The organism is Frankia sp. CgMI4, from assembly GCF_001756285.1.
Classification (GTDB): domain Bacteria; phylum Actinomycetota; class Actinomycetes; order Frankiales; family Frankiaceae; genus Frankia; species Frankia casuarinae.
Genome location: NZ_MAQZ01000043.1, coordinates 30,226 through 43,710 on the forward strand (window position 1 = coordinate 30,226; position 13,485 = coordinate 43,710).

10 protein-coding genes and 1 pseudogene are annotated in these 13,485 nt (G+C 68.6%); 4 read left to right on the plus strand and 7 right to left on the minus strand.

Annotated features, from left to right (window positions below):
* Positions 1-605: 605 nt before the first annotated feature.
* The gene (locus Manayef4_RS03375) at positions 606-1,724 is read left to right on the plus strand and encodes a hypothetical protein (RefSeq protein ID WP_011435242.1); all 1,119 of its coding nucleotides are present in this window, start codon (positions 606-608) and stop codon (positions 1,722-1,724) included.
* Here the strand turns inward: Manayef4_RS03375 and Manayef4_RS03380 are convergent.
* Entirely contained in the window at positions 1,666-2,073 is a 408-nt protein-coding gene (locus tag Manayef4_RS03380; protein ID WP_049761044.1) for a pilus assembly protein TadG-related protein, read from the minus strand. The genes Manayef4_RS03375 and Manayef4_RS03380 overlap by 59 nt on opposite strands.
* Before the next feature lie 440 nt (positions 2,074-2,513).
* On the opposite strand from Manayef4_RS03380, the pseudogene Manayef4_RS26520 reads away from it, so the two are divergent.
* The 3 genes and pseudogenes from Manayef4_RS26520 to Manayef4_RS03390 form a co-directional block, all read left to right on the plus strand.
* Positions 2,514-2,722, plus strand: a pseudogene (locus Manayef4_RS26520) (ABC transporter permease); the annotation flags it as partial.
* Positions 2,723-2,973: 251 nt separating this feature from the next.
* Positions 2,974-4,662 carry a CocE/NonD family hydrolase gene (locus Manayef4_RS03385; RefSeq protein ID WP_070130575.1) on the plus strand — a complete coding sequence of 563 codons (1,689 nt, stop codon included), beginning with the start codon at positions 2,974-2,976 and terminating at the stop codon, positions 4,660-4,662.
* Between the two features lie 200 nt (positions 4,663-4,862).
* On the plus strand, positions 4,863-8,345 hold the full coding sequence (locus tag Manayef4_RS03390) for an aminoglycoside phosphotransferase family protein (protein ID WP_070130576.1): 3,483 nt from the start codon (positions 4,863-4,865) through the stop codon (positions 8,343-8,345).
* Between the two features lie 267 nt (positions 8,346-8,612).
* Here Manayef4_RS03390 and Manayef4_RS03395 read toward each other — a convergent pair whose 3' ends face one another.
* The 6 genes from Manayef4_RS03395 to Manayef4_RS03420 all read right to left on the minus strand — a co-directional run bounded on the left by Manayef4_RS03395 (position 8,613) and on the right by Manayef4_RS03420 (position 13,194).
* The gene (locus Manayef4_RS03395) at positions 8,613-9,056 is read right to left on the minus strand and encodes a hypothetical protein (protein ID WP_070130640.1); all 444 of its coding nucleotides are present in this window, start codon (positions 9,054-9,056) and stop codon (positions 8,613-8,615) included.
* Positions 9,057-9,232: 176 nt separating this feature from the next.
* On the minus strand, positions 9,233-9,748 hold the full coding sequence (locus Manayef4_RS03400) for a TadE/TadG family type IV pilus assembly protein (RefSeq protein WP_083282253.1): 516 nt from the start codon (positions 9,746-9,748) through the stop codon (positions 9,233-9,235).
* Positions 9,738-9,965, minus strand: coding sequence for a hypothetical protein (locus tag Manayef4_RS26525; protein WP_023839919.1), 228 nt, complete (start codon positions 9,963-9,965; stop codon positions 9,738-9,740). The genes Manayef4_RS03400 and Manayef4_RS26525 overlap by 11 nt, the downstream gene beginning before the upstream one ends.
* 84 nt (positions 9,966-10,049) lie before the next feature.
* Positions 10,050-11,000: a type II secretion system F family protein gene (locus tag Manayef4_RS03410; protein WP_070130577.1), complete on the minus strand. Its 951-nt coding sequence runs from the start codon at positions 10,998-11,000 to the stop codon at positions 10,050-10,052.
* On the minus strand, positions 10,973-11,887 hold the full coding sequence (locus Manayef4_RS03415) for a type II secretion system F family protein (RefSeq protein ID WP_070130578.1): 915 nt from the start codon (positions 11,885-11,887) through the stop codon (positions 10,973-10,975). The genes Manayef4_RS03410 and Manayef4_RS03415 overlap by 28 nt, the downstream gene beginning before the upstream one ends.
* Positions 11,887-13,194, minus strand: coding sequence for an ATPase, T2SS/T4P/T4SS family (locus Manayef4_RS03420; protein WP_070130579.1), 1,308 nt, complete (start codon positions 13,192-13,194; stop codon positions 11,887-11,889). The genes Manayef4_RS03415 and Manayef4_RS03420 overlap by 1 nt, the downstream gene beginning before the upstream one ends.
* Between the last annotated feature and the right edge of the window lie 291 nt (positions 13,195-13,485).

Here is a 13,485-nt window from a genome sequence, read left to right on the forward strand (position 1 = left end):
GGGAAACATCATCGTGGCGAAACATGCAATGGCTCGACGACACGAGGATGAAACATTCGCGGGATGCCACGAGCATTTCGGCCAACCGACGCCCGCACTGCGGACAATCGTTACGGCGGCCCCGGGCGGTCAGGCGGTTCAGCCGTCCGACAACAACCTCCGACAACAACCGATACCAATCCCTGAAGAGACACGTACCACATCGCCGAGTGCGCACAACTCGACGCGTCCGCGGCCCCCAAACGATACCTTCGAAGGCGGCGCTTCGCGCACGAATACGTGAACGCCGGGTTTCGTCGGGACAGTGCGGCCCCGCGACCATATGGGTGTCGGCCATGGAGAGCCCGGATGCGGAGAGCTCGGACGCATCGACCGGTGCGCGCGTGTGCACCGGTCGATGTCGCCGGGACGGGACGAAGACTCAAGGACCGACCCCTACCACGGGAAACCGACCACTACCACGGGAAGAGGAGGAAGGCCGCCGTGAATAACCGGATCCGTCGTCCGAGCGATCGGATCACGCCGTTAGCGGCGGCGACTCACCGCCCCGTCGCGTGCCAGCGGAAGGCCGCGATCATTCCCGCAGGAGCACGGAGGGTCCCATCGTGTCGGAGGTCCCGGAGGTCGCAGACCGACGCTCTGTCCTGGTTGCCACCGGCCTCGCGGCGGTGGGCTCCGTGAGTCTGCGCGGCGACGCGTCCGGCCTGCACGAAGCCTGCATGGCAGCCCTGACCGCGACGGTCAGGGCCTACGAGACGTCTGATCTGATCACTACCACGTCCGCCCTGGTCTCGCTGGAGCGCACGACACAGACCGTGCCCCGGGAGCACCGGCTGCGCGGCCGGCCGGCGCTGGAGTGGATGCGGCTGCACGCGGCGGTCACGACGGTGGCTGCTGCCACCGCCTACGACCGCGGCAAACACTCCGACGCCGCTGCGCGGGCCGACCGGGCCGCGGCGCTCGCCCGGGCGGCCGGGGACGGGCCACTCGCCGCCCGCGCCCTGGCCCTGCGCGCCCGGGTGGTCCGCCCACACAGCCCGGCGGTGTCCTTGCAGATCGCCGGGGCGGCGGCGCGGATCGCGGGGCACAGCTCCACCCGGGCCCTCATCGCCGGGAAGGTCGTCACCAGCGCCTGTGCGGCGACCGGCGACCGGGCAGGCGTCCGGGACGCCGTCGCCAGAGCCTGGCAGACGATGGAACGGCTCGACGACACCGCCCACGGCTCGCCGGGTTTCTCGCTCGACACTTACTCCCCGGCGGATCTGGCCTTGGCCTGCGCCGAGGCCCTGACCACCGTCGGCGCGGCCGACGAGGCCACGCCTCACCTGGAACGCGCCTCGACGTTGATCACCGGCAGCGGCCAGACGGGCATGGTGGTCTCGGTGCGGATGGCGCAGGCCCGGGCCGCGCTGGCCCGGGAGGTCCCGGATCGCGACGAGGCAGCCCAGCACGCCGCTCAGGCGGTGGCGCTGTCCGCCGGGCGGCCGGCCGAATGGGTGGCCCGGCTGGTCCGGGACGTGTCGGATCTGGCCGAGCGCCGCACCGGCCACGGTCTCGACGATCTCATGGACGCCACCTCGACCTGGTTGCATCAGGGGTCGGAGGAAAGCCAACGGGTGACGCGCACGCAACCGGCGCGGTTCGGCGTTCCGGCGCCGGCCGGCGTCATGGTGCAGCGGGCTGGCGGACCACCGACTGTGCCTGCGCTCCGGCACGTACCGTGACCGGACCCACCCCGAGGGAGCCGACGACCGGAAGGTCGACCACACGCGTGCCCTCCACCTCCACCGTCGTCGCGTCGACGAGGGTGGAGGTGAGGATCGTGCGGCCACTCGGATCGGCCCGGCGCTGGTACTGATCGACGGTCGTGGCGATGTCGGCGAGGGGCAGGCGCTCGAAGGCGTCGGTGGTGGTGTAGATCGCGTTCTCGTCGATGCGCTGGGCAGCGGCCAGCGCGGCGCCGTCGGCGGCCGAGGCCACCGACCGACGAGCGAGGTAGACGGCGGACACGTCGGTCACAACGACCACCAGCATCGCCGCGACCATGAGATACCCCAACGTCAGCACGAGAATGGTCCCGCCGTCCGCGCGGTTGGTCCCGTCCGGGCGGACGACTCCGTCCGGGCGGACGACTCCGTCCGGGCGGACGACTCCGTCCGGGCGGACGACTCCGTCCGGTGTTCCGGTCGACCCCGTTACTCCGGTCGACCCCGTTACTCCGGCCGACCCCGTTACTCCGGCCGACCCCGTTGCTCCGGCCGACCCCGTTGCTCCGGCCGACCCCGTTGCTCCGGCCGACCCCGTTGCTCCGGCCTACCCCGTCCCGCCGCTGGTCACAGGCACATGTTTGGTCACGGGCACGCGTTCTCCTTGCTGACGCTCCTGCCGGAAGGCCGAACAGGCGAGGCCGGAAACCCACTGCCCCAGCAACCCTATTAGCAACCCTATTGTGGAAGAATAGCAGCCCCATTGCGGGAGAATACGGTCATGCGGCACTGATCCGCCTTACTACCGGAGTCATCGACCGGTTCCGCTCGATGGACGTCAACGGCGGCGCACTGATCGTGGGACACGTCGTGGCGAGCGTGCTCGCAATCTCGTCTCGACGGCGCTGGTGTTCGGCGTGGCCTTCGCCATCGGCTTCCGCTCGCCCGCGGGCCTCGGGCGGTGGCTCGCCGCTGTGGGCGTGCTGGCGCTGTTCGTACTCTCGCTGTCCTGGCTGCAGGGCTTCGCTCGTAACCAGCAGCCGCGTGCGGGTCAAAACCATCTTGCCGTACGGCGCGCGGACAAAGTACTCACCTCACCCCTGACGATCGCGTACACCTCTAGGCTCCGAACCCGTGCACCGGGAGACTTCCGCACCACGGATCCGATATCCGGATCTCACCTCGTCACGGCCGCGGACGATCGCGCGTCCGTCGGCCAGGTTCGCCGGCAGGCTCCTTTTCCCATACCCAGAAGGGGATCATCCAAGTGACCACGGCTGCCAAGACCACGAACGTGTTCGATTTCGCGCCCAATGACAGAACACTGCTCGACGCGGAGATCGCCGCTCTCGAGAATCTCGAGAGCGGCGACTTCAAGAATCTCCCGCCGGCGACCGTGGCAAAGTTCGGGGAACTGCGGGGGGCGGGGACCTTCACGGCGACCAGGATCCCCGGAGCCGATGCCGACGTCCAACTCSACGCCGGCGTGCTGGTCCCCCTCAAGCCGGGGCCGCACCCGGTTGTCATCATGCCGGCTCCGCTGGCGCCGACGGGATGGAAGTCGTATCCGGGGATGCTCCTGAACTTCGCGCTCAAGGGATATCTGGCGGTCGCGTACAGCGAGCGTGGGATCGCCGACTCCACAGGGAAGATAGACGTCGCCGGTCCGCGGGACCGGGCGGACGGCTCGGCCGTGATCGACTGGGTACTGAACACCTATCCCGACCGCGCGGATCAGGATCGGATCGGGTTCGCGGGGTCGTCCTACGGCGCCGGCCAGAGCCTGATCATCGCGGCGCATGACGACCGGGTGCGGGCCGTGTGCGCGCAGAGCGCCTGGGCCGATCTGGGCCGATCGCTGTACGAGAACGAGACACGACACCTGCTGGCGTTCGAGGAGCTCGCCAAGCTGTTCGGCGAGGAGAACCTCTCCGCCGAAGTCAGGGAAATCTTCGACGACTTCCGGGCGAATCGGAATATCGAACGGCTGCTGGAGTTCAGCGCGGTCCGTTCACCGGTTACCTATCTGAACGAGCTCAACGCCAGGAGGGTCCCCATCTTCCTCGGCACCTACTGGCACGAGACCATCTTCTCGGTACCCGCGGYGGTGGAGTTCTTCAACGCATTGATCGGTCCCAAACGTCTCCTGGTACTGATCGGAGATCACGGCGGCGACGAGATCAAGGGATTTCTCGGCGGCATCAGTCGTCCGACAGCGACGACCTTCCGCTGGCTGGACCGCTTCGTTGYCGACGAGGAGAACGGCGTGGAGAACGACGGCGACGTGCACACCGAGTACATGCACAACCTGTTCACGATCAAGAAGCTCGCCGACTGGGACTCGTACACGCTGCCGCCGCGACGCTACTACCTGAACGCGCCGCTGCCGGGGACATCGGACGGCTCACTGACGCCTCAGCCCAACTCCGGGTGGAGCCACACCTTCCGGGCCGGCACGGACACCCCAGCACTGATAGCCCCGGCCCTGGTAAAGACCGGCGTCCTCGAAAGACTGGGGGCTCCGATCGTGTACGAGACCTCGGAGATCTCCCGCGAGGACGCCGCGGTGTGGTCGACCGAACCGCTCACCGCACCGAGTCAGATCACCGGAACCGTCTCGGCGCATCTCACGGTCACCCCGTCCGCGAAGAGCGCGACGCTCGTGGCGCACCTGTTCGACGTCGACCCGGGTACCGGTAAGGCAAAAATCATCACCAGCGCGCCCTTCACCCTGCTCAACGACCGCGAGGGAGAGACGCAAACGATCGACATCCACCTACAGCCGGCCGACTACCGCATCACGCCGGGCCACCAGATACAGCTGGTCGTGGACACCAAGGACAGGTTCTTCGGCGACGCCACCGTCACCAACAGCAAAATCGAGATCTCGTCCACCGACGGCTCCTCGTCCTACCTGAACATCCCGCTCGACGAGATTCCGCTCGAGAACGACTAGCCGACCGGATCCCACGGCGCACGCCTACCCGGGTGCGGAACCGTGGTCGCGGTCCCGCACCCGGGCTCGCCCCCCGGGTGCGGGTCGGAAGGATCGGATCGCGCCGCAGCACGATGTGCTGGTCCATCGTGCGTCGTCAAGCTCGACTATGATTGCATCGTCCTCGACGGTATCGCGGTCTGTGATGGTCGGAGGTTTACATGGCGCCTGCGCCACGGTTTCATCGGGTCGCCGCACTGCAGCGGCGTTTCRTGGACCGCGAACCGGTGCTGGCGGCTTTCGCCGAAGAGCTGACCCATCTAGGTGACGGTCCACGGGTCTTCAACGCCATCGGCGTGGGCGGTATAGGTAAGTCACGACTACTGCGCGAGTTGAAGGACCGGGCGGCAACCCGGTATCGAACGGCATCACTCGATCTGCAGGTGCACTCGTTGCGCCAGCAGGAAGACGCGCTGGCGGTGCTACGCAACGAACTGGGGTCGCAAGGGGTACACTTCGATCGCTTCGACATCGCCTACGCAGTGCTGTGGCAGCGGCTACACCCACATCTGCGGTTGAACCGTTCGGAACTGGCATTCGTCGACGAGAGTTCCATTCTCGCGGATATCGCCGACACGATGACCGGAATTCCGATTTTCGGTACGGCCCGCGGCCTTATCAAGCTGTTGGAGCGTGGCGGCTGCGACATACGCCGCCGCCTGCGGGTGCGGCGCGATCCCACCCTGGCGACACTCGACGACCTGCCGAACAGTGAGCTCGCCGACGCCGTCACGTTTCTGTTCGCTGAAGACCTTCGGGCTGCCAGCCAGGACAGACAGTATGTGATCATCCTTGACAGCCACGAGGCACTGGTGCCGAGCCCGGTACGCACCGGACGGGCGCAACTCGCGGATGCCTGGCTACGTGATCTCGTGGCACAGCTCGACCGCGGCCTGGTGGTCATCGCCAGCCGGGAACCGTTGCGGTGGGAACTGACGGATCCCGACTGGGACGGCCTCATCGAGATATGCGACATCGGCGGCCTGCCCATGGAAGCCCGGCTGGAACTCCTCGACACCGGTGGGATCACCGATCCGTTCCAGCGCCAGACAATTGCGGACGCCAGCGCAGGTCTCCCATTCTATCTGAACCTGGCGGTGGACACGCACCTGCAGACCGGTGGGCGGGTCAGCGGTGCCCTCGTGTCCCARCAGGAGATCTTGGCGCGCTTTCTTCAGCATGTCGCCCCGGAAGAGATTCGATCACTGGAGGTCCTGAGCCCGGCGCGAATCTTCGACTATGATATTTTTCGGATGCTGACGGCCACGTTCCATCTCCCRGGACATCGCATCGCCTGGGAATCCCTCACCGCATATTCATTCGTATACCCGGCGAACACCGCGCTGCGGTTTCATCAGCTCATKGCCGCAGCCCTGCGGGAACGGCTTTCTCCGGGCACTACCACCGACATCCACGCCCTGCTACAGGGACTGTGGGAGAACCGGGCCGACCAGGCGACCGGCCAGGACAGCGGCGCTCATGCCGCCCGCGCCCTGCGGGAGGCCGCGTATCACGCCCTGCGGGGTCGGCAGATCAGCGGCGAGAGCATCCTCGGCTATGCCGACCACGCGGTTCGCCGTGGGGGACACAGCGCAGCCCAAGGCATCACCGAGGACCTGCGCGCCCGGCTCAACGACCAACCCGACCACGACAACCTGCCCGAAGCGCTGCGGTGCCTGCAGGCTGAGGCGGCGATTCGCCTCGGCGACGCGGCCACGGTCACGGCGCTGGTTCCCGAACCGGTCACCGCTCTGGCCATCGACACAATGGTCGGCGCGCGGCTCGCCGTGGCCGCCGGACATGGTCGACGCATCGCCGGTGAGACCCGGGCCGCGCTCGACGCCTACACCCAGGTCTGGGACCACGCCACGGGGGCATCCCGGCTGACCGCGGGCCTGTGGGCCGCCGACCTTCACATGGCCCAGGGCCGGTTCCGAGACGCGGAAGCACTCGCCACCGACCTGAGTGCGTCCGCTCCGGGGCAGGACACCGAGTTTCACGGAGACGTGGCCCGGATGCGTCACCTCGCCCACCGGTTCGCGTTCGAGTTCGACGCCGCCGCCCGCTATCTCGACGAGGCCGCCGCCCACTACGCCGCAGCCGATAGCGTTCTCGGGTTGGCCAACATCCAGACCAACCGGGCCGAACTCCTCGCCTATACCCACCCTGCCGAGGCCATCGTCGAGGCAGGCCAGGCGATCGAGATCCAACGCGAGATCGGCGCCCATCACGAGCTCGGCAAGGCGTAWACCGCTCTCGCCATCGGGCAGCTCCGATGCGGTCAGCTCGACGAGGCCGAGACCTCCCTACGGTCCGCGTGCGCCGCCCTCGATGGGGTCGGGTATCGCTCCGGTCGAGCCCGCGCCGAGTTCTACCGCGCCCTGGTCCATGCTCGCCGGGGTCAGCTCGACGAAGCGGTTTCCTCGCTCCAGTGGAGCGTCCGCGAGCTGGAAGCAGCCGACGTCTACCCGACAATCATCCTCTGCTCGGCGCACGCACTGTCCATCCTCGGCATCGATGACGGGCAGGTGACCGCCGCCGCGAGCCGGGCACGGGCAGGAATCCAGCCGTTCGGCACGCTTACCGATCTTGACGCCCGCGTCGAGGACTTCGTCGCCGACCTGCTCAACGGGCACACGTGGCGGCCCGACGAACTGTACCGGCAGGCGGTCGGGCGCCCCGATGCCGCGTCGGGTTTCTACAATCACAACATCCGGATGGACACGCCGGCCGGAGACGTGATTGTTCGTATCCCGATTCCGGGCAGCGACATCATGGACCTGATGATCTGGCCGGAAGGGGACGTGCTGCGCGCCATCCGCGGGACCGTGACCCACGCGCCCCGTCTGCTCTACGCCCGCATGCAGCCCCGCTATCAGATCGTGGAATTCCTTCCCGGTCAGCTCCTCGACAACACCGCACCACGCGGCACCCGTGTCCCCGACCACRTCATCGGCGACGTCGTGGAACTCTTCGGGCAGCTCGGCCTCGTCCCGCGCGAACGCCTGCCGCAATCGCCGCCAGGCTGGCCGGCGGACGGGCGGACCGCCGACTTCGCCCGCCGCCTGTCCGCTGTCACCGCAGGCGTGCATTCCCGGTTCCTTCCCGACTTCGGCGATCTGTACGCCGAGTTCGGCATCCCCATCGACGCGCTCACCGAGATCAACAGTCGATGGACGACGCTGCACCCGCGGCCTTTCCGCCTTCTCCATACCGACATCCACCGCAAGAACATCATCATCTCGGATGGCCAAGYCTACTTCCTCGACTGGGAACTCGCCCTGTGGGGCGATCCGGTCTATGATCTTGCGGTCCACCTGCACAAGATGAGCTACCAGCCCGACGAGTCAGCCGCACTCGTCCATGGGTGGACCTCCGTTGTCAACGGTCCGGCCACCGAGGGATGGCAGTCAGACCTCGACACCTACCTCTCCCACGAACGGGTGAAGTCCGCCATCGTCGACACCGTCCGCTACACAAAAATCATCACCGAAGKAAACCTCAGCCGCGATGACACACATGCATTCATCGACAAGCTCGTCAGGAAACTCGCCGCCGCGCACGCCGTACTCAGCAACCGAGTTACCATCGACCACGAGGCCGCCGCAGCCCTCATACAGCAGTGGGCCGGCAGACGCCGATAGCCAGCCCAGCAAGAACGGCSAGGTGTCCGCGCGGATCGACATCAGTGGAGTCCACGGACGTGGTGTACATCGCGTGGCGGCCGAGTTTTGGGGAGCCAGTCACGCTTCAGGGACCGCAGACCGGACTCTGCTCCCCCAAATTCGCCGACCTGGCGCGCCGAGCCGAGTTGCTCCCCGAGCMGGACAAGTCCTTCGCCGCCAAAAAGTCCACCGGACCCCGTAAAACCTTGCGATCCCGCGTAACCCCGTGAACGTACGAAACCCCTGCTAGGGCTGGGTTTCCCGCCTGTCGGCGCGGAACTGATCAATCACTACGGTGAACTGGCCGTTAACCGTGACATCGGTAATGCCGGAGAACAAGGCGCCGGTTCCCGGCAGCGYCACGACCGTACGGACACAGACGACGAACGACGCGCCCGGCTCCAGGGTTGCCGCGCCGTCTCCGGGATCCCCCGCACCACAGTCGGCGCCCTCGGGAGCGAACCGGACCTGTGGCGCGCCGGGGACGCCCTGGTCGGCGAGGGCGAGCTGCGCGGCGAGCCGCGCCCGGTCCATGCCCTGCGTCTCACTGTCCGCGGTGGCGAACGCCCGCCCGGCCTCCCGGGCGGCCTGGGTCACCCCGAACGCCGCGCGCTGCACCGCGAAGACGCACAGGAACAGGTAGACGAACGGGATGAGCAGCACGACGGACAATCCAACGAATTCGATCATCGCCGAACCGTCGTCGGCCCTGGTCGCCCGGCCTTCCTGTCCGGGCCCGACAACGCGGCCTATGCGACCGACGCGGCGCACGAAAGCCACACAACCTGTCCTGATCATCATGATCGCCCGCGGCAGGGAGTGCAGGATCGCCCGCGCGACCCGATCTCCCGCCACGCCACCCCTCGTCACGGCAGTTCCTTGAGCGCATGGCCCTTCACCGTGATCGTGATGCCGTCGCCCAGTGGGACCAGGACGAGCGGCACGGCAACCCGGCAGGTGACCTCCGCGAGCGGCGTGCCACCCGGCCCATCGACCTGCGCCCCGGTGCAGACGGCGTCGGACCGTCCCGGGATGGTCCGCGCGATGAGGGCCTGGGCGTAGGGACCGCCCTCGCTCGCCGGTACGCCGAGGTTGGCCGYGTGCCTGGCTCCCTCCGCGGYGTCCGCCGCGAGCGTGTTGCGGATGTGCAGCACCAGGCCGACCTGGATGATCCCCAGGATCAGGAAGAGCAACAACGTCCCCACCAGGATGAACTCGACGACGGCCGATCCGCCGTCAGCCGCGTCAGCCGCGTCCGAGGCGTCCGAGGCGTCCGAGGCGTCCTCGACGCCGTCCTCGACCGCGTCCGGTCGGTGCCCGGTTCCCCTGGGGCCGCCGTCGATCCCGTCCGGCCCCGCGGCGGCCGCGAGCTCAGCCGCCACCGCCGATACCCGACACCGAGTTGATGGCCGAGGTGAACAGGTTCTGCAGGGCGGGCGTCGCCAGGGTGGCGATCGCGACCACCAGCGCCGCCGTCATGACGGTTATCATGACCCAGCCGGGGACGTCCCCCCGGTCGCGATCATGGCGGCTGCCCGATGCGACGGCTGACCGCCAGGCCCGCCATCTCGCTTTCACGGCCTGCCCTGTTCGTCCCATGTCTCCTCCTTCAGGCTGGCTGATCCGACCTCGCCGGACGGACGCGTCCACCCCGCGGGCGGCCACCTGCGCGCCCCCGGACACTCACTGCGCGATCACGGTGAAACTCACCAGGGCCGGGTAGAAGGCAAAAATCACGGTCGTCGGCAGGACGAGGAACACGACCGGGATCATCATCGCGATCTCCTTGCGGCCACCGGCCTCCAGCAGCTGCCGCTTGCCCGCCTCACGCGCGTCGACGGCCTGCGCGCGCAGGATGTCCGCCAGCGGCGTCCCCCGTTCGATCGCGACCGCCATCCCGTCGACGAACCGCACTAGGGGCGCCAACGCCGTACGCGCCGCGATGCCCTCCAACGCCTGCACGAGGGTGGCCCCGGCGCGGGCGTCGGCCAGCGCAAGCCGCAGCTCGCGCCCAAGCTCGCCGTGGGTCAACCGGCTGACCCGCTCCAGCGCCCCGATGGCCGACTCCCCCGCGGTCACCGCGAGCGCCAGCAGCTCCGCGATCGTCGGGAACTCCAGCAGCATCCGGTCCTCGCGTTCGGAGATCGCCCGCGACAGCCAGTAGTCCCGGGCCACCACCCCACCGGCCGTGCCAGCGACGATCAAGGCGACACTGACCAGGGCCGGCGGGCCGACGCCGAGCAGCGCGCGCAGCGCCAGCAGGAAGGCGCCGATCAGCGCCCCGCTGGCCGCGCAGATGACCTGCTGGACGCGGAACTCCTCGATGCTGGTCCGTCCGCCGGCCTGGGTCAGCCGGCGTTGCAGGGCGGCCCGGCCCCCCAGGAAACGGTCGAGTCGACCGGCGGCGTCCGCGAGTAACGGGCGCGCGAGCGCCTCGACCGCGGCGAGGCCCGGCCGCGGCACCCCCCGCGGCCGGTCGTCGAGCAGCCTCGAGGGTGTGGGGGTGTCCCGCAGGTAGGGATCGATTCGGTCAGCGAGGTGGATGCGCCGGGCCCGGGGGGAGCGGTAAACGATGATGACCAGGCCCAGCCCGACGAGGAACCCGATCAGCGCACCGCTGGCGACCGTGGYCACAATCCCGCCCCCCGGCCGGCTGCCGCTCCCCCGCGCAGCACCCGGCCCTCCTCCGGCAACCGGCCGATCCGCTTCATGAGCAGGTAGGCGAGGGCCGACACGGCGCCGCCCACCACGAGCACCAGGACCCCGGTCGGGCTGTCGTAGGCCCGCACGTTCTGCCCCCGGGTGGCCAGCAGGAGCAGCACGATCCAGGGGGCGGCGAGCGCGAGTCGGGCGGCGTTCACCGTCCAACTCTGCCGCGTCTCAAGCTCGGCGCGGGTGCGGGCGTCCTCCCGCAGGAAGGTGGACAGCGTGCGCAACAGCCGGCCGAGGTCGGTCCCGCCGACCTCCCGGGCCATCCGCAGCGACTCGATGATGCGGTCGGCCACCGGATCGGCGAGCTCGTCGGCGAGGCGGTCCAGGCAGGCCGAGAACGACCCGGTGGCGCTGTAGTCCTCGCCGAACCGGGTGAAGGCCGGTCGCAGCTGCACCGGCCCCCGCACCCCCACCGCGGCCAGGCCCTCGGGCAGCGACATCCCGGCCCGCACCGCGCTGGACAGGTTGTCGACGACGTCCGGCCACAGCTCCCGCAGATCATGCCTGCGGGCATGCCGCCGACGGACCACGAGAGCTCGGGGCAGCAGACTCGCAAACACGACGAAGGCGCCGGCCAGCGACACGGTCTCGGTGAATGCCAGGACGACCAGGYCGACCAACAGGCCCAGACCCAGGCTAATCATGACGAACTGGCGCGGGGTCACGCCGCGGATGCCCGCCTGGGCGAGCAGGTCGCTCGTCGACCGTTCCCAGCGCGCCGTCGCCGACCAGGCCGGGAACCGCGGCCGGCCGCTGGTGACGATAAGGAACAGACCCAGACCGAACAGCAGGCCGAGGAAGATGCCCATCAGCGCTCCGCGGCGATCTCGGGCCAGCCCCCGCCGGGCCGATGATGATGGTAATCATGGTCGCTCTGGGCCAGCAGGGCGGGCAGGTCGTAGCCGGCGCGGGCGAACCGTTCGGGATGTGGCGGGAAGCCGTCGGCGCGGACCAGTCCRTCCGCGCGCGAGCGGTAGATCTGGGCAATCTCGATGACATCCCCCTCCGTCCGGCCGGGCAGCGCGACGACCTCGGTGACGCGGCGCCGGCCCGAGACGTCCTTCTCCAGATGGACGACGAGGTCCACGCTGGCGGCGACGGTGGGCACCACGAAGGCATGGCTGACGTTCTCGCCGGCGAGCAGGGGCAGGGTGCACAGCTTCGTCACGGCCTCGCGAGCCGAGTTCGCGTGCAGGCTGCACATACCGGGCAGCCCGGAGTTGAGCGCGATCAGCAGGTCGAGCGCCTCCTCTTGGCGAACCTCGCCGACCAGGAGCCGGTCCGGGCGCATCCGCAGRGCCTCCTTGACCAGYCGGCGCRGCCGGATTTCCCCGCTGCCCTCCAGGTTGGCCTGCCGGGTCTGCATCGCCACCCAGTCGGCGGCCCGCAGCTTCAGCTCGAACACCTCCTCGCAGCTGATCACCCGTTCCCGGGCCGGGATGGCCGAGCCGAGACAGTTGAGCATGGTCGTCTTGCCGGCCTGGGTGCCGCCCGCAACGATGATGTTGAGGCCGGYGACGACCGCGGCGTCCAGAAAGGCGGCCGCTGCCAGCGTGATCGTCCCAAGACCGACCAGTTCGTCCAGGCTCGACGCGGACAGCACAAACTTACGGATGTTGATCGACCAGTGCACCCGGGTGACATCGGGGATGACCACGTGCAGCCGGGAACCATCCGGAAGCATGGCGTCGACGAACGGGGTCGAGAGGTCCACCCGCCGGCCCGAGGACTTCAGCATCCGCTCGACGAGGTCCTGGACCTGATCGGCGGTCAGAATGGTCGTCGTCAGCTCGCTGCGACCGGCCCGGGCGACGAATACCCGGCCCGGCTCGTTGATCCAGACCTCCTCCACAGTCGGGTCGTCGAGGTGGYGTTGCAGCGGCCCGAACCCGGCAACCGCGTCATAGACCAGCCGGGCGGTGACGTCCCGGTCGACGACCGGGGGAAGGTCGCTGACGAGAGCCCGTTCCTCATAGTCGGCGAGCACCTCGTGAACGAGCTGACGCACCTGCGCCGGGTCCCGCACGGGATCGAGAGAACGCCGCCGGACAAGCTCTCTGACCTCGTCCTCCACGAACGATGTCGCGTCCAGCCAACTGCCGCGTGCCACCRCCACGAAAACCGCTGCTCCTCCGACTTTCGTCTCTTCCCGCCCCAACAATTGCCACGAAGCGTAGAAAGAAGGTCACTGGTAAGCAACCCCCGACGTCGGGGGCAGACGCAACAACGTTCGCACAACCCCCACCGAGGGTGTGGAGCGGGTAGGACTCAGGTAGGCCACAGCCCGTACAGGGTCCCACCTTGACCACCAAGACTGCTACTCTCCGCAGTCAAAAAGCGGCCGCGGACCGGACATTCATCCTCGCTCTGCGCGCATATCGACTGCACCGACGGTGCACCAACCGCC

Coding starts and splice junctions, on each gene's coding strand:
- Manayef4_RS26525 (WP_023839919.1), bottom strand. CDS start 9,965: ATGGGACGAACAGGGCAGGCCGTGAAAGCGAGATGGCGGGCCTGGCGG.